Here is a 16,404-nt window from a genome sequence, read left to right as displayed (position 1 = left end):
GCCCGTCGCCATTTCCCGAACCCAGCCTGCTTCTGCGCCGTTCTCCCGTGCTTCCAGGAAGGCCTCACCTCATGACACGTACGGCCATCAGTTCGGTCCGCGACCCGTCGTTGCCCGCACCCGTTGCGAAGGCCGTCGGCTGGACCGATGCCGATGTCCGTGCCGTGGACACGGCCCGGGTATTGGCGGCAGACGCCGTCCAGCGCGTCGGCAACGGCCACCCCGGGACCGCGATGAGCCTGGCGCCGCTGGCACACCTGCTGTTCCAGCGGGTGCTGCGGCACGATCCCGCCGACGACCAGTGGCTCGGCCGCGACCGGTTCGTGCTGTCCTGCGGTCACACGAGTCTGACGCTGTACGTGCAGCTCTACCTGAGCGGCTACGGACTTGAACTGGCCGATCTGGAAGCGCTGCGCACCTGGAACTCGGCCACCCCCGGTCACCCCGAGCACCGGCACACCCGCGGCGTGGAGATCACCACCGGCCCGCTCGGGCAGGGGTTCGCGAGTGCGGTGGGCATGGCGCTCGCCGCGCGACGCGAACGCGGCCTGCTCGACCCGGACGCCGAACCAGGGCGCAGTCCGTTCGACCACCACGTCTACGTGCTCGCCTCGGACGGCGACCTCATGGAGGGCGTCACCGCCGAGGCCGCGTCGCTGGCGGGGCACCAGGAGCTCGGCAACCTCGTGGCGTTCTACGACTCGAACCACATCTCCATCGAGGACGACACCGACATCTCGTTCAGCGAGGACGTGGCGGCCCGCTACGCCGCCTACGGCTGGCACGTCCAGGTCGTCGACTGGACGAGCACCGGCCGCTACGTCGAGGACGTGGACGCGGTGCTCGCCGCGACGGAGGCGGCGAAGGCGGAGACCGGCAGGCCCTCGCTGATCGTGGTGCGCACCGTCATCGGCTGGCCGGCGCCCACCAAGCAGAACACCGGTGCCGCACACGGTTCGGCACTCGGTGACGAGGAGGTCGCCGCTCTCAAGACGCTGCTCGGGTTCGATCCGGAGCGGAGCTTCGTGGTCGAGGACGAGGTGCTCGCGCACACCCGCGAGGTCGTGGAGCGAGGTGCGGCCGCCCATCAACGCTGGGAAACGACTTATGAGCGCTGGAGGTCAGAGCACCCGGACCGCGCGGAGTTGCTGGATCGCCTGCGGGACCAGCGGTTCCCGGAGGGATGGACGGACGCGCTGCCCGTGTTCCCCGCCGACGCCGAGGGAATGGCGACCCGCAAGGCCTCCGGGCAGATCCTGACGGCGCTGGCGCCCGTGCTGCCGGAACTGTGGGGCGGTTCGGCGGATCTGGCCGGCAGCAACAACACCACGATGGACGGTGAACCGTCGTTCGTCCCCACCGGCAAGCAGACCGCGCAGTGGCGGGGCGGACCCTACGGCCGCACGCTGCACTTCGGGATCCGCGAGCACGCCATGGCCGCCGCCCTCAACGGCATCGCGCTGCAGAGCCTGACCCGTCCCTACGGCGGCACGTTCCTGGTCTTCAGCGACTACCAGCGTCCGGCGATCCGCCTGGCCGCGTTGATGAAGCTTCCGGTCACCTACGTGTGGACCCACGACTCCATCGGGCTCGGCGAGGACGGCCCGACCCACCAGCCGATCGAGCACCTCGCCGCGTTGCGCGCGATCCCCGGCCTGGACGTGGTCCGCCCAGCGGACGCCAACGAAACCGTCGTCTGCTGGCGGCGGATCCTGGAGAACCGGGACCGTCCCGCGGGCCTCGCCCTGACCCGGCAGGACGTCCCCGTGCTCGACCGCGGTCCCGGCGGTGCGGCCTCGGCCGAGGGAGCTGCTCGTGGCGGCTACGTGCTGGCCGGATCCGAGGAACCCGACGTGATCCTGATCGCGACCGGCTCCGAGGTCCAGATCGCCCTCGACGCCCGGCGACTGCTCGCCGACGACGACGGCATCACCGCCCGCGTGATCTCGATGCCGTGCCGGGAGTGGTTCGCCGCGCAGGAACTGTCCTATCAGGACGAAGTGCTGCCGCCGGAGGTGCGCGCCCGCGTGAGTGTCGAGGCCGCGGTCGCCCAGGGATGGCGAGACGTCGTCGGTGACGCCGGCCGGACTGTGTCGCTGGAGCACTTCGGCGCTTCCGCCGACTACCGGCGGCTCTACGACGAGTTCGGCATCACCGCCGCCGCGGTGGCAGCGGCGGCGCACGACAGCCTGCGCGACGCGGCCGGCCCGGTCCGTCCGGGAGGGGTGCAGCAGTCCGCCGCACCCACCACGGGCGGCACCGGCGACCGTCCTGCCTGAACCACGAGGATTTCCGACTACGGAGGCATCATGCCCACGGGCCACGACCACCCGCTCGCCGAACTCGCCGCCGCAGGGGTGTCGATCTGGCTCGACGACCTGTCCCGCGAGCTCCTGTCCGACGGCCGGCTGGAGGCGCTGATCGCGGACCGCGGCGTCGTCGGCATCACGACCAACCCCACGATCTTCGCCTCGGCCCTCGCGAAGGGCGAGAGCTACACGCCGCAGCTCAGAGAGCTCGCGGAGGCGGGGGCGGGTGTCGAGGACACGGTCTTCGCGATCACCACCGACGACGTTCGCGCCGCGTGCCGCGTCCTTCGCCCGATCTACGACCGCACGGACGGCGTCGACGGCAGGGTCTCGCTCGAGGTCGACCCCGGCCTCGCCCACGACACGGAGGCGACCATCGACCGGGCCCGCCTGCTGTGGGCGGCGGTGGACGAGCCGAACCTGCTCATCAAGATCCCCGCGACCACCGAGGGGCTCGCCGCGATCACCGCCGTCGTCGCGGAGGGCATCAGCGTCAACGTCACGCTGATCTTCTCCCTCGACCGGTACCGCGACGTGATCGACGCCTACCACACCGGTCTGGAGACAGCGGCGTTCAACGAGTACGACGTGTCCGCCATCCACTCGGTCGCCTCGTTCTTCGTGTCCCGTGTGGACAGTGCGATCGACGCGCGCCTCGACGACATCGGCACCGGCCGCGCGAAGGCGGCCAAGGGAAAGGCGGCGATCGCCAACGCCCGCCTGGCCCACGAGGTCCACGTGGAGAGCCTGGCGTCCGAACGCTGGCAGCGCCTGGCCGCGTCCGGTGCGCGCCCGCAACGGCCCCTGTGGGCATCCACCGGGGTGAAGGACCCCGCCTACCCGGACACGATGTACGTGTCCGAGCTGGCCATCCCCGGCACGGTCGACACGATGCCGGGGCCGACGCTCGAAGCCTTCGCCGACCACGGCGCTGTGCCCGCCCTGGTGCTGGAAGAGCTCTACGGCCCGGCCCAGGACGTGCTGGAGGAGATCGCCCAGCTCGGGATCGACTACCGCGAGGTCACCGACGAGCTGGAACGCCAGGGTGTCCGGAAGTTCGCCGACAGCTGGGACGAGCTCGCGGACACCGTGCGCGGCCAGCTCGGCCACGCCCTCACCGAGGAGACGTCATCAAAGCGCTGACATGGCAAGGCAATGAGAAGGTCGAAGTCGTCGACGTGCCGGACCCGCGCATCGAGACGCCGACCGACGCGGTCATCAGGGTCACCTCGACCGCCATCTGCGGCTCCGACCTTCACCTGTACGGGGTGCTCGGGCCGTACCTGAAGCCGGGCGACGTGCTCGGCCACGAGGCGATGGGCGTGGTCGAGGAGGTCGGTTCCGAAGCGAGCGGCCACCTGAAGGTCGGCGACCGCGTCGTCGTGCCGTTCAACATCTCCTGCGGCCACTGCTGGATGTGCGAGCGCGACCTGTTCGCGCAGTGCGAGACGACCCAGGTGCGGGGTGAGGGCAAGGGCGCGAGCCTGTTCGGGTACACCTCGCTCTACGGCCGGCAATGTCTTCGAGCCGGTCGCCGCCTTGGAACGGACGCATGGACGGTGGCCCGTCGAGCAGTGACTGCGGACGCGTCGAGCAGTTCTACCGCGTGCCGGTCGCGGAGTGTTGTCGGTCCACGGTGGCCGGGACCGCCGGCGATCACCGGGACGGACGCCTCCACTTTGGACAGATGCGGATCGTTGTCGTTGAAACCCTTGTGCGGCAGCGGTCTGCCCACCGCGGTTCTCCTCACGACGAGGTGACGAGACCGCGGGTCCGGGCGGTTGCGGCATTGCCGACGGCTCAGGCTACCTGCGCGTGACTGATCCGACACGCTCCGGCGCGGCCACGTGGCCGGTGACCCAGGCGGCGAGCCGTGGCCGCAAGGCGGTGTAGACGTCCGGGGCGACACCCATGCCGATGTGGGTGCTGTTCACCTCGACGCACTCGGCGGACGGGTCGAGGCTCAGCCGCCACGGCACGACGGCGTCGGAGCGGGAGTACATCGACACGGCCGGAACTCCGTGCGGCAGCGGCCCGGCCAACGCCTGGGTGCTGTTCTCGTAACAAGTCCCGTTGAAGCACTCTCGGTCCATCAGTCCGGGGACCCCCACCGCGGCGAGCCTGGTGAGGGCGTGCGCCGCGAGCATCACGTTCGCGTTGGCGGCCATCGGGTCGACGACGGGGCTTCCCAGCATCACGAGACCGCGGACCAGTTCTGGCCTGCGCACGGCGGCGAGCCGGGCGAGGCCACCACCGCGGCTGTGGCCGATCAGGACCACCGGTCCACCGGTGGTGTCCGCGTGTTCCTCGAGCCTTTGCTCGATCCGGTCGACCAGTTCGGTGGTGCACCCCAGGTTGAAGCCGATGCGGGCTCCGGCAGGACGGTAACCGCGGTGGGCCAGCCAGATGCTGGTCGGACTCAGCGCAGCGTCCGCGGCCCCGAAGCCGGGCACGAGCAGGACGCCCGCACCGGCACCTTCGTCGGGATCGGCGTGACGCCACGCGGGATGGCCCATCAACTGGATGCCGAGCATCGCCGTTCCTACGTGTTCACGGGCGATCGAATGCAACGAACGCAATGCGCGCATGCGCGGTTCTCCTCGGCTCAGTCAGTGGAGGGAGGATTGCCGCGCGAGAACACCACAAACGCGAGCCACGCGACGTTTTGCGTGTGAGATCTGCAACGTGGGCGCGGTTGTGCCTCACCAGGCAGAGGCATAGCGTTGAGGAGGTTTTCGGGACAACGGCAACGCGTGCGAGATGGGTCTAGGGTTTTCCGGTTGGGCAGCGGCGGACGTCGGCGCTTCTCGCGGTGGCCGATGGAGGTGTTCACGTGGTTCAGCAGTTCGGCGGGACTTTGGACGTGCTGACCGCTGATCCAGCGGACAACGATGGAATCGTGGTCGTGACCCTCGTCGGCGAGATCGACATGACGACGGACAAGTCTCCACTCGCTGCGACGCTCGACGTCGTGCAGGGAAACCCCGCCGGACTGGTCATCGATCTGCAGGCCGTGTCCTTCTTCGGTTCGTCCGGCATCAACATGCTCGTGGCCGTGCAGCGAGCCGCGCGGTCCAGGAACGTTCCGTTCGCGATCGTGGCAGCTCACGCCGTGCTGAGGCCGCTGGCCATGACGGGCACGGACGTGTTGTTCCTCCTGTGTCCCGACCTGCCCGGCGCTCTCGCCGCCGTTCGGGCGTTGCCTCCCTCGGTGCCACCTCAGTCGCGGCGCTGACGGTTCGAGTCACGGTCTTCTGGCGGTCGCGTGGTCGCGGCGCCGCATCCCGCTTCAGCGGCCTCCCGGAGCGCGCGGTTACTGTTCGCAGACACGCGACAGCCTGAGGAGGCTTGAGTGACTGCAGACGCAGGGCACGGCCAGCGCTTGACCGAGCTGGTGCGGGCCAGTGCCGACTCGTTGATCGACAGGTGGGTCGACGCGGTGTCGGCCCAGCTGCGCGGCCGGTCCACGAAGGCCGAACTGGAGCGTGACTTCCGGGAGCTCTTCGAGGCCCTGCTGCCGCTGATCGGCCTGGACGGCAGGGACATCTCGGGGCCGGAGTTCGGCGACATCAGATCGTGGCTGGACGAGTACTCGCGCTCCAGGGTGCGGGCCGGCTTCACGCCGTCGGAGACCGCGTCGAGCGTGTTCTCACTCAAGCGCGAGGTGTTCGACCTCAGCGCGAGCGACGACGACCCGAAGGTGTTCCGGCAGGTCCTCGCGTTCTCGGGGTTGCTGGACGCGCTGGGGCTGTGGACGTTCGAGTCCTACGCGCGGGCTCGCGAGGAGATCATCAAGGAGCAGTCGGAGCAGCTGCTCGAACTGACCACTCCCGTGGTGAAGATCTGGGAGGGCGTGCTGGCGGTGCCGCTGGTGGGCACGCTGGACTCCGCCCGCACGCAGGTGGTGATGGAGAAGCTGCTGCAGGCACTGGTGGACACCGGTTCCGAGCACGCGATCATCGACATCACCGGTGTGTTCGCGGTGGACACCCAGGTCGCGCAGCACCTGCTCAAGACGGTGGTGGCGGCGCGGCTGATGGGTGCGGAGTGCATCGTGTCCGGCATCCGGCCGCAGATCGCGCAGACGATCGTCGCGCTGGGCATCGAGTTCGGTGACATCGTCACGAAGGCCTCGCTCGCCGACGCCCTGAGGCACACGTTGCGGGACGCGCAGGTCCGCGGCGCCGCCGATGCGGTGCGTGGCGAGGTCGGCTGATGGAACGCGTCCCGATTCTGAAGATCGGCGGTCTGCTGCTCGTCTCCATCCAGATCGACCTGCAGGACCAGAGCGTGCTGGCGCTGCAGGAGGACCTGGCGGAGAAGATCAGCGCCACCGGTGCGCACGGTGTGATCATCGACATCTCGGCGGTGGAGATCGTCGACTCGTTCATCGGGCGGATGTTCGCCACGATCGCGTCCATCTCCAGGCTGTTCGACGCCGACACGGTGGTCGTCGGCATGCGCCCGGCCGTCGCGATCACCCTCGTGGAGCTGGGTCTCACGCTCGGCGGGGTGCGCACGGCACTCGACCTGGAGCGCGGGATGAGGATCCTCCAGCAGCTCGGCCGTCAGCGCAGGGGTGCGCTCGCGCGCCCCGACGAGTTCGCGCAGGACGCCTGATGCCGCCCCGGCCCGACGGGCCGGAAGAGGTCACCATCAGCGGGGACGACGACGTCGTCCGCGTCCGCCAGCTCGTGCGGGTGTACGCGCAACGGGCGAAGCTCTCCCTGGTGGACCAGACGAAACTGGTCACGGCGGCGAGTGAGCTCGCCCGCAACACGCTCGTGTACGGCGGCGGAGGTACGGCCCTGGTCGAAGAGGTCGACGACGGCCGCCGGACGGGTGTGCGCGCGTCGTTCCGCGACGAGGGCCCCGGCATCCCGGACCTCACGCTGGCGCTCGCCGACGGCTGGAGCAGCGGGAAGGGGCTCGGCCTGGGCCTGAGCGGTGCCCGCCGGCTGGTCGACCACTTCGAGCTCGACACCGAGGTCGGCCGCGGCACGGTCGTGACGGTGGTCAAGTGGAAGAGGTGATCGGCAGGACGTGCCTGCCCCTCGTGCGGGACGAGGTCTGGCTGCCCGTCGAGGAGACCGCCCAGGTCGGCAGGGCACGCCGTTCGGCGACCTCGCTGGCCGAGCGGCTGGGGTTCGACGCGACCAGGACCGCCGAGGTGGGCCTCGCGGTCACCGAGGTCGGGACGAACCTCTACAAGCACGCTCAGCAGGGTGCCGTCCTGATCCGGACCGTCCGCGGTGAACGGGATGCCGCGATCGAGATCGTCGCGCTGGACCGCGGACCGGGCATCAGGGACCTGACGCTCGCGCAGCAGGACGGGCAGTCCACGACGGGCACGCTCGGCGTCGGACTCGGCGCGGTCGCCAGGCTGGCGACCACCTGCTCGATGACCTCGCAGCCGGGGCGGGGGACCGCTCTGGTGGCGCGGTTCCTGCTCAAGGCGGATCGTGTGCCGGAGTGGGGCGAGGAACCCGCTGCCGGCCTCACCAGGCCGATCGGCGGAGAGGACGTCTGCGGCGACGCGTACGCCGTGTGCCGCAGTGCGGACAGGTTGGTGCTGATGATGTGCGACGGGTCCGGCCACGGACCGCTGGCGGCCGCCGCGTCCGAACTCGCGGTGCGGATCTTCCGCGACGAGCCGGCCGGGCAGCCGGAGGCGCTGGTCGCGCGCCTGCACACGGCCCTGCGGGGTACCCGCGGTGGTGCGGTGGCGGTCGCCGACATCGACCTCGTCACCAGGAAGGTGCGGTACTGCGGGCTCGGCAACATCGGCGCGGCGGTGCTGGCGGACGGCCGCAAGCAGGGCATGATCTCGGTTCCCGGCGTGGCCGGGCATCAGGCACGCACGATCCGCGCGTTCGACTACGCGCTGCCGGAGAGGGCCGTGGTGGTGATGCATTCCGACGGCCTCACCGAGCGGTGGGGCGCAGACCAGGCCGGCGACCTGATCGTCGATCCACCCGTGCTGGTCGCGGCGACGTTGCTGCGGGAGGCGGGTGTCCGCAACGACGACGCCTGCGTGCTCGTGGCCAGAACCGCATGACCGCTACCGAACTGCTGAGGCTGGTGATCGGCGGCGAGCCGGACGTGTTCCTGCTGCGCCAGCGCGGTCGCCAGGTCGCCACCGCGGTCGGCCTGGACGGGCAGAACCAGGTCCGGGTGGCGACCGCGTTGAGCGACGTCGGCCGGGAGCTGGTCAGGCAGGGCGTGACGACGACCGCGGTGTTCCGGTTGCGGCGCGGCAGAGCACCCGCCCTGCTCGTCGAACTGTCGTGGCTCGGCTCCGTGTCGACGGAGTCGGGTCCTGGCTGGGACACCGCGCGCAGGTTGATGAACGAGGTGCTCGTCACCGCCACGGGTGCCACGCTCACGAAGAACATGACCTCCGACGCCAAGACGGTCGACGAGGACCTGCTGCGCGGGCTTCAGGAGAACGTCGGCGGGAACGCGCTGGACGAGCTGCGCGCGCAGAACCAGGAACTGCTCGAAACGCTGGAGAACCTGGAGCTCAAGAGCAAGGAGCTGGAGAGGCTCAACGCCGAGCTGGAGGAGACCAACCACGGCGTCGTCGCGCTCTACCAGGAACTGTCCGACGAGCTGGAGCAGACCAACCAGGGCGTGGTGGCCCTTTACGCCGAGCTCGACGCCAAGTCCGCCGAGCTGCGCGACGCGGCCGCCGCACGCATCCGGTTCTGGTCCAACATCAGTCACGAGCTGCGCGCCCCGCTCAACTCGGTGGTCGGCCTGACCCGGCTGCTGGGCGCCCCCGGCGGCGACCCCATGACCGACGACCAGCGCCACCACGTCGACCTGATCAACGAGTCCGCGGCGACGTTGCTCGCGCTGGTCAACGAGCTCCTCGACACGGCCAAGGCCGAGTCGGGCAGCCTTCAGCCGAGGCTCGCGCCGGTCGCGCTCGACTACGTGATCACGCAGCTGCGCTCCGCGGTCCGGCCGACACTGCGCTCCGGTGACGTGAGCCTGGTCGTCGACCCCGTCGGTGACCTGCCGGCGCTGGTCACCGACGAGACCATGCTGGTCCGGATCCTGCGCAACGTGCTGTCCAACGCCGTCAAGTTCACCCAGCGCGGCGAGGTCCGCTTCACCGTTTACCAGGGCGACGGCCCCGACGAGATCCGGTTCGTGGTCACCGACACCGGCATCGGCATCCCGCCGGCCGAGCAGAGCAGGGTGTTCGAGGAGTTCTACCAGGTGCCGAACGCGCTGCAGGTGGGTGTGAACGGCACCGGCCTCGGCCTGTCCTACGCGCGCAAGCTCGCCGAGATCCTCGGCGGCACGCTGACGCTGAGCAGTACACCGGACGTCGGTACCGAGGTCGTGCTGACCCTGCCCAGCGCGAGGGACGAGTCCGCCCGGCCCGCGCCGGTCAAGCGCGCGCTGATCGCCGACGGCGGCGACGAGGGCAGGCGGCGGCTGCGCGAGGCGTTGAGAGGCCTCGCGAACGAGGTCGTCGAGGCCGAGGACGGTCGCACCGCCCTGAGCCTGGCCAGGTCCGAGAGGCCTGACCTGGTGCTGGTGCAGGCCAGCACGCCGCTGATGAGCGGCAGTGCGATCCTGTCGGTCCTGCGTCTCGACCCGGACCTGAACGACGTGCCGGTCGTGATCGTGTGCGGCGACGACCCCGGTGGCCTCTCCCGCACGGTCAACAGCCTCGGCGCCGTGATGCTGCACGAGTCCCGGATCACGGTGGACTCGGTGAGCCGAGCGGTCCGCGACGCCCAGCTCACCGCGCGCAGAACGGACAGCCGATGAACCCCACAGCCATGAGTGGCGGACCGGCCAGGGTCCTCGTGGTCGACGACCTGGACGCGAGCAGGTTCATCGCCAGCAGCTGGTTGCGCCGCAGCGGCCACACGGTCGTCGAGGCCACGACGGCGGCAGAGGCGTTCGTTGCGCTGGACGAGCAGTTGTTCGATCTCGTGCTGCTCGACGTGCATCTTCCCGACATGAGCGGGTACGACGTCACCGAGCGGATCAAGGCCGATCCCAGGACGAGCTCGATCCCGGTCGTGATGCTCTCGGCGACCTACATCGAGCCGGAGGACAAGGTCACCGGGCTCACCCGAGGCGCGGACGCCTACCTGACCGAACCCGTCGACCCCGGCGAGCTGCTGGCCAACGTCGAGGCGGCGCTGCGCTACCACCGCGCCCGTGCCCTCGCCGAACACCTCGCCGACCGGCTGACCCGGTTGACGGCGGCGACCTTCACGATCAACGCGGCGGCGACGTTCGACGCGCTGGTGGAAGCCGCGGCGGTCGGCGCGGCCGACGTGCTGGACGCCGAGGCGACCGCCGTGCTCACCACGCCGTCCGGTGCCGTCCGCGTGGCCACCGCCGCGGACCGCCGCTCGCCCGCGTGGTCGCACTCCGACGTCGCCGGTGTCGAAGCCTGGACGTCGGCCCTCAACCCCGGCGTCGGGGTCACCGTGACCGAGGCCGACGCCCTGCCGTGGCTACCGGAAGCCCCCGCGGTGGTGGCGCTGGCGCGCACCAAGCTGCGCAGGCAGCCGATCTGCATCGCGGTCGACCCCCATGCCGTCGTGACCGCGGACGACCGCAACCTGCTGCGGCAGCTCGCCCAGGCGACCGCGCTGGCCGCCGAAGGACTGCACACCTTCGCGGAGGAGCACTCGCTGGCGTTGACGTTGCAGCGCAGCCTCCTGCCGCGCACGTTGCCGCACCACCCCGCACTGCCGATGACCGCTCGCTACGAGCCCGCGTCCAGCAACGCCGAGATCGGTGGCGACTTCTACGACGTGATCGAGCTGGACGGCCGCATGCTGATCGCGATCGGCGACGTGTGCGGCCACTCGATCGAGGCCGCCACGGTGATGGCCGAGGTGCGGCACACGTTCCGCGCGTACGCCCTGGAAGGTCATTCCCCGGCCGAGATCCTGCGCAGGGTCGACACCATGCTGGAGCGGTTCCACCCGACGGGCGGCCTCACCACCATGTGCCTGCTGCTCGTCGACCTGGAGGCGGGCACGATGGCGGTGGCGAACGCCGGTCACGTGCCGCCTCTCGTCGCTGACGACCAGGGCACGCGGTACACGGAGGTCAAGGGCCCGTTGCTGGGCCTCGGCATGGACCGGCCGGAGGCGACCGAACTCCCGCTGCCGCGCGGCACCACCGTCCTGCTGACCACCGACGGTCTCGTCGAACGCAACGGCGTGGACCTGGACGAGGGGATGGAGAAACTGCGCGCGGCCACCTCGTACGCGGACGACATGGACGAGCTCGCCGACCGGCTGATCGCCCAGCTCGGTCAGGGCAAGCAGGACGACATCGCCCTGCTCCTGCTGCGCAGGCTCGCATGACGGCCCCCGGTGAAGAGGCCGGCGCGGTCCTGGACCTGCCGGTCCAGCCGGGCCTGACGATGTCGTCGGTCCGCCGCGCCCTCACCGCCGCGCTCGCCGATCTCGGCGAGGACCACCTCTACGACGTCCTGCTCGTGGTGACCGAGCTCGTGAGCAACGTGCTGGACCACACGCCGGGCGGGGGATGGTTGCGCGTTCTGCGCAGGCAGGCTCCGTGCGTGGTCACGATCGAGGTCGACGACGAGTCGACCGGCGAACCGGTGCGCGGCCGCTCCCGTCTGGGCGAGCACCGGGGCCGGGGGATCGTGGTGGTCGAGAACATCTCGCTGGAATGGGGAATCCGGCCCCGGAGCGACGGCAAGACGGTGTTCGCCCTGGTGAGCTGCGCCGGTTAGGTCACCGGACCGTGTGGTCCACTCCGGACAGTTCGAGGATGCGGGCAGGGGCGCCGTTCCGCTGTGCCGCCACGGAGAGCAGCCTGCCGCGTTCCTTCGCGTGCGCTGATGCCTCCAGCAGCAACGCGACGCCCGAACTGCTGAGGTACCGCAGTCCGGAGAGGTCGATCTCGACAGGGCGGCCGTCCGGCGTGTCGATCCTCGCCAGCAGCGGATCCCGCAGTTCGTCCACTGTGGACATGTCGAGGTCGCCGGTCAGCAGGAGCAGCTGGACCGCTTCGTCCGCGCCGTCCGTCCACCCGGTCACCACCGGCGGCCGGGTGGAGCGCGGAGGGCAGGCCTTCTGCACGCCCGACGTCGCGGGCACGTGGAAGCGGATGGTCGTCCCGTCGTCGCCGACGACCAGGTCGACCTCGTCGCCGATCGCGCGGATCATGGTCAGGCCGCGGCCCAGGTACCCCTTGTCCTGCGGCTCCGGGCGCCAATGACCGTGGTCGGCCACCGTCACCCGCACCCCGCGGCCGGTCCACTCGAGCGAGGTGTCGAACTCACCGCCGCCGTCCGGATAGGCGTGGTCGACGACGTTGGCCGCCGCTTCGCCGAGCGCGAGCTCCACGTCGTAGGTCGCGTCCTCGTCCAGGCCCACCAGTTCCGTCCACCTCGTCGCCGCTCGCCGCAGCGCTGAGAGTTCGTACGAGGACGCGGGCAGATGACGCTGCAACGGCGCCGGCAGGTGTCGTGCCACCACGAGGGCGACGTCGTCGGACCGGCCGTCCGTGAGGAGCGCCTCGATGACGTGCTGCGCCAACGCCGCCGGCCCGAGCGCGCCGCTCACGGCGCCGACGAGTCTGCGCAACCCCTCGTCCAGAACCTCGCCGCGCCGCTCCACGAGGCCGTCGGTGTAGAGCACGACCGACGCACCCGGCGGCACCAGCGCGGTGTGCTCGCGCGGCCTCGTCGGACCGCCGGCGCCGAGCGCCGGCCCGATCTCGTCGACGAGCAGCCGTGCCCCCGCCTCATCGACCACGACGGGCGGTGGGTGACCTGCCGCGGCCCAGCAGAGTTCGCCGGTGCCCCAGTCGAAGACGACGCACACGCAGGTGCTGCCGACCGCTCCGTTCACCCGAGTCGTGAACATGTCCAGGCGTCGCAGCGACTCGGCGGGGGAGTGCCCGTCGAGGAGGTATGCGGTGAGCGCGCTGCGCAGCTGACCCATGACCGCGGCCGCGGCGGGTCCCTTGCCGACGACGTCGCCCACCGACAGCCCCGCGCGGGTGGCCCCGAGCGGCACCACCTCGTACCAGTCGCCGCCGATCTGCGAGTGCTCCGCCGCCGGCAGGTAACGGGCGGCGGTGGCGAGCCGCGGCAACATCGGGAGTTCGCGCGGCAGCAGGCTTTCCTGCAACGCGGCCGCGATCGCGTGCTCGCGCTGCAGCGTCAGTTCGCGCTCGGTCACGTCCCGGCCGATCGCCTGCAGACCCAGGGGAGTGCGCTGGACGCTGAGCTCCAGTGCGACCGTCGTGCCGTCCGCGCGCCGCAGGTTCACCACGGGCGACGTGGACAGGTCCGCTGGCAGGTCGGCGAGGTCCGACAGCGGCGTGCCGAGCAGCCGGCCGGGCTGGTAACCGAGCAGGTGCTCCGTCGCCGGGTTCACCGACACGAACCGGAGGTCGTGGTCCAGCAACCAGATCGCGTCGGTCGCGCGCTCCACGAGCTGCCGATGCCGTTCCTCGCTGTCGCGCAACGCCCGGTCGGCGTGCACCCGCTGCATCGACTCCCAGCACCGGTTCACCACCACCGACACCAGGTCGACCTCGTCGCGCGTCCACTGCCGCACGGACGCGTGATGCACCGCCATGGCCGCCACGAAACGCCCGCCCTTGAGCAACGGCAGGCAGATCACGGCACGAATGCCCGTCTCCCGGTACGCGGTGAGGTCCTCGGCGTCGAGCCGTGGATCGTCGAGCGAGTCGACCACCACCCACGGCTCACCCGCCCGCATCGCCGCCAGCGCACCGTTGCCGAACTCGCGCATGGCGAACCTGCCGGGCAACGGCGGCAGCCCGGTGGCGTGGTCGCCGCTCATGACGAAGTGGTTCTCGTCCTCCTCCGTCCGGGCATACGCACACCGGTCCACATTCATGTGCTCGCCGAGCATCCTGGTGGCCTGCGCCATGAGGTCCTCGGCGTCGTCCAGCCGTTGCGACTCGCGGTCCAGCAGGTCCAGGAACTGCTCGCGTTGCTCGGCCGCGCGTTGCACGGTCACGTCGATCAGCACGCCGCTCCGGCGCGTGCCGCGCACGCTCGCCTTCTCCAGCAACCACATGAGTTCGCCGGATGCCGTGAAGACGCGGTACACCGACTCGTAGTCCCCGTCGGAGGTGGACTTCTCCCTGTCGTCGGGATGCGTCATGCGGTCCCAGAAACCGGTGTCGCCGAGCCAGTGCTCCAGCGGATGACCGAGCAGCTGCTCGATCGAGCGGCACAGGTAGGTGAGGGCGCGGGAGTCGGACTCGCCCTGCCAGACGACGACGGGCAGCTCGTCGATGAGGGAGGCGAAGTCCTGCCCCGGACCACTCATTCCAGCCGCCTCCACAACGCCGCGAACTCGCGAGGAGTGGCCTGGCTGCTCAAGCGCGCCTCGGTGACCGACTCTGCTGGAGCCGCCTCACCTGCACCGATCTCTGCCGCAGCTGAGGCGACCCAGACCGGCTGAGCCCAGGTGCCTGGCAGACCCGGCAACGGCTGCGGCCATGCGGACACCCGGTGGTCCCGTGCCGTGATCAACGGCACGGGACCACCGGGTGGAAGAGTCCGGGCGGCTCGCGGAGTGCTGCGCCCATGCGCTCGGGTGGCTTCAGCTCGGCTGGCCACCGCGGGGTCGGTCCGACAGTGCGAGCGGTCGGCCGGACTTGTTCCTGTTGTTCACCGTGTCCACGCATCACCTGCCTTCCGTGACGGAGGGGAGCGTTGCCGTGCCGATCGTCCCAGCGGGACGTGGTCGCGCCACTGCGGGCGGAGCACGTTCCGATACGGCGTCGACGGGACTGGCGGGCGCGGTGCCGGGGGAAGCGGTGGCTCCCCCCAGTTCGCCGAGATGATGGCGTCGAACTCCGCGCGCACCAGGTCCTCGTCCTCGCACAGCAACGCGACGAACTCGTCGTCGATCGTCCGCGCGACCATGACCGGTCCTCGTCAGGCGTCGATCTGCTTGACGTCCTGTTCGGTGTTCTTGATGGCGATCTTGCGGGGCTTGGCCTTCTCCAGCACCGGGATCCGCAGGGTCAGCACACCCGCGTCGTAGGCGGCCTGGATGCGTTCGGTGTCGAGGGTGTCGCCGAGGAACAGCTGGCGGGAGAACACGCCCAGCGGTCGTTCCGCGACCTGCATCTCGACGTTGTCACCGGTGATCGTCGGCCGCCGCTCCGCCTTCACGGTCAGCACGTTGCGTTCGACGTCCAGCTCGATGGCGTCCGCGGACACGCCCGGCAGGTCGAACGCCACCACGAACTCGTCGCCCGCGCGGTAGGCGTCCATCGGCATCGCCGTGGGCCGTGACCACGTGCCCGGTCCGGTGAACACCTGCTGCGCCAAACGGTCCAGCTCCCGGAACGGGTCAGTGCGCATCAACATCCGGCACCTCCTCGATGTTTTCGACTGCTGTCAACGCGCACATCTGTTGTAACATGTCGTCGGAACGATGACAAGTAGGATGTCGTCGAAAGGATGACAAGATGCCGATCGGCGATTACGAGGCCGTCCGCGCCGCCGCGAACGCGGACGCGGACCTCAGCTCGACCCAGGTGCTGGCGGCACTGGTCCTGCTGCGCGAACTGCGAGCCGAGCTGGCCGACTGGGAACCCCGGCTGATCGGGGCCGCCCGCGCGCTCGGCACCAGCTGGGCGGACCTGGCGCCCGCGCTGGGGGTCGCCAGCCGCCAGGCCGCGGAACGCCGCTACCTGCGCCTGCGCCCGTCCGACCTCGGCGGATCCACCGGTGACGAGCGCGTGCAGGCCGAGCGCGACCGGCGTGCGGGTGATCGCGCGGTGTCGTCGTGGGCCCGCGACAACGCGGCCTCGTTGCGCAGCCTGGCCGGACATGTCGGCGCGGTCGACCCGTCGGTTCTCGAAGCGCTGTCCGGCAACGACGCCGCGGAGCTGCTCGGCCCGCTGGCGGACGCACACGACCAGCTCCAGGCGACGCACCCGGCCCTGGCGGACCAGATCGCCGCGATCGGCGCGCAGACCGACCAGGTGCGCCGCGACACGCAAGACCGCCGTGCGGGACTCGACTGAGCACCTGGCCAGAAGTCTTGTCCGAAACCTCGGTTCCCTGTTGGTGCCGAGG

15 protein-coding genes and 1 pseudogene are annotated in these 16,404 nt (G+C 70.5%); 12 read left to right on the top strand and 4 right to left on the bottom strand.

Features of this window, described 5'->3' with window-relative positions:
- Positions 1 to 71 precede the first annotated feature (71 nt).
- The 3 genes and pseudogenes from tkt to ACSHWB_RS39525 form a co-directional block, all read left to right on the top strand.
- Complete coding sequence (tkt, locus tag ACSHWB_RS39535) at positions 72 to 2,279, top strand: transketolase (RefSeq protein WP_439658430.1); 2,208 nt, start codon at positions 72 to 74, stop codon at positions 2,277 to 2,279.
- 30 nt (positions 2,280 to 2,309) lie between these two features.
- Complete coding sequence (gene tal / locus ACSHWB_RS39530) at positions 2,310 to 3,452, top strand: transaldolase (protein ID WP_439658429.1); 1,143 nt, start codon at positions 2,310 to 2,312, stop codon at positions 3,450 to 3,452.
- Positions 3,440 to 3,823 (top strand): annotated as a pseudogene (locus ACSHWB_RS39525) (alcohol dehydrogenase catalytic domain-containing protein); the annotation flags it as partial. The gene tal and the pseudogene ACSHWB_RS39525, both read left to right, overlap by 13 nt.
- A gap of 291 nt (positions 3,824 to 4,114) precedes the next feature.
- On the opposite strand, the gene ACSHWB_RS39520 reads toward ACSHWB_RS39525, so the two are convergent.
- Positions 4,115 to 4,897: an alpha/beta fold hydrolase gene (locus ACSHWB_RS39520; RefSeq protein ID WP_439658428.1), complete on the bottom strand. Its 783-nt coding sequence runs from the start codon at positions 4,895 to 4,897 to the stop codon at positions 4,115 to 4,117.
- Positions 4,898 to 5,142: 245 nt separating this feature from the next.
- On the opposite strand from ACSHWB_RS39520, the gene ACSHWB_RS39515 reads away from it, so the two are divergent.
- The 8 genes from ACSHWB_RS39515 (at position 5,143) to ACSHWB_RS39480 (ending at position 12,057) form a co-directional block, all read left to right on the top strand.
- Positions 5,143 to 5,544 carry an STAS domain-containing protein gene (locus tag ACSHWB_RS39515; RefSeq protein WP_439658427.1) on the top strand — a complete coding sequence of 134 codons (402 nt, stop codon included), beginning with the start codon at positions 5,143 to 5,145 and terminating at the stop codon, positions 5,542 to 5,544.
- A 117-nt stretch (positions 5,545 to 5,661) separates the two neighbouring features.
- Entirely contained in the window at positions 5,662 to 6,525 is an 864-nt protein-coding gene (locus tag ACSHWB_RS39510) for an STAS domain-containing protein (RefSeq protein ID WP_439658426.1), read from the top strand.
- Positions 6,525 to 6,929 carry an STAS domain-containing protein gene (locus ACSHWB_RS39505; protein ID WP_439658425.1) on the top strand — a complete coding sequence of 135 codons (405 nt, stop codon included), beginning with the start codon at positions 6,525 to 6,527 and terminating at the stop codon, positions 6,927 to 6,929. The genes ACSHWB_RS39510 and ACSHWB_RS39505 overlap by 1 nt, the downstream gene beginning before the upstream one ends.
- Entirely contained in the window at positions 6,929 to 7,342 is a 414-nt protein-coding gene (locus ACSHWB_RS39500) for an ATP-binding protein (protein ID WP_439658424.1), read from the top strand. Before ACSHWB_RS39505 ends, ACSHWB_RS39500 begins: the two co-directional genes overlap by 1 nt.
- Positions 7,330 to 8,367 (top strand): ATP-binding protein, encoded by a 1,038-nt coding sequence (locus ACSHWB_RS39495; protein WP_439658423.1) that lies wholly within the window; start codon positions 7,330 to 7,332, stop codon positions 8,365 to 8,367. The genes ACSHWB_RS39500 and ACSHWB_RS39495 overlap by 13 nt, the downstream gene beginning before the upstream one ends.
- Positions 8,364 to 10,097, top strand: a complete 1,734-nt coding sequence (locus ACSHWB_RS39490) for an ATP-binding response regulator (protein WP_439658422.1) — start codon at positions 8,364 to 8,366, stop codon at positions 10,095 to 10,097. Before ACSHWB_RS39495 ends, ACSHWB_RS39490 begins: the two co-directional genes overlap by 4 nt.
- Entirely contained in the window at positions 10,094 to 11,662 is a 1,569-nt protein-coding gene (locus tag ACSHWB_RS39485) for a SpoIIE family protein phosphatase (RefSeq protein ID WP_439658421.1), read from the top strand. The genes ACSHWB_RS39490 and ACSHWB_RS39485 overlap by 4 nt, the downstream gene beginning before the upstream one ends.
- Complete coding sequence (locus ACSHWB_RS39480) at positions 11,659 to 12,057, top strand: ATP-binding protein (RefSeq protein WP_439658420.1); 399 nt, start codon at positions 11,659 to 11,661, stop codon at positions 12,055 to 12,057. The genes ACSHWB_RS39485 and ACSHWB_RS39480 overlap by 4 nt, the downstream gene beginning before the upstream one ends.
- 1 nt (position 12,058) lies before the next feature.
- Here ACSHWB_RS39480 and ACSHWB_RS39475 read toward each other — a convergent pair whose 3' ends face one another.
- The 3 genes from ACSHWB_RS39475 to ACSHWB_RS39465 form a co-directional block, all read right to left on the bottom strand.
- On the bottom strand, positions 12,059 to 14,638 hold the full coding sequence (locus ACSHWB_RS39475; RefSeq protein ID WP_439658419.1) for a SpoIIE family protein phosphatase: 2,580 nt from the start codon (positions 14,636 to 14,638) through the stop codon (positions 12,059 to 12,061).
- 344 nt (positions 14,639 to 14,982) lie between these two features.
- Positions 14,983 to 15,240, bottom strand: coding sequence for a hypothetical protein (locus ACSHWB_RS39470; RefSeq protein ID WP_439658418.1), 258 nt, complete (start codon positions 15,238 to 15,240; stop codon positions 14,983 to 14,985).
- Positions 15,241 to 15,252: 12 nt separating this feature from the next.
- Positions 15,253 to 15,690, bottom strand: a complete 438-nt coding sequence (locus ACSHWB_RS39465) for an Hsp20/alpha crystallin family protein (RefSeq protein ID WP_439658417.1) — start codon at positions 15,688 to 15,690, stop codon at positions 15,253 to 15,255.
- A 101-nt stretch (positions 15,691 to 15,791) separates the two neighbouring features.
- Between ACSHWB_RS39465 and ACSHWB_RS39460 the strand changes: the two genes are divergently transcribed.
- Positions 15,792 to 16,352 carry an HSP18 transcriptional regulator gene (locus ACSHWB_RS39460; protein ID WP_439658416.1) on the top strand — a complete coding sequence of 187 codons (561 nt, stop codon included), beginning with the start codon at positions 15,792 to 15,794 and terminating at the stop codon, positions 16,350 to 16,352.
- Positions 16,353 to 16,404 lie beyond the last annotated feature (52 nt).

The sequence above is a fragment of the Lentzea sp. HUAS TT2 genome (assembly GCF_051853195.1).
GTDB lineage: Bacteria > Actinomycetota > Actinomycetes > Mycobacteriales > Pseudonocardiaceae > Lentzea.
The sequence above is the reverse complement of the archived record's forward strand: the minus strand, read 5'-3'. Positions and strand labels throughout refer to the sequence as shown.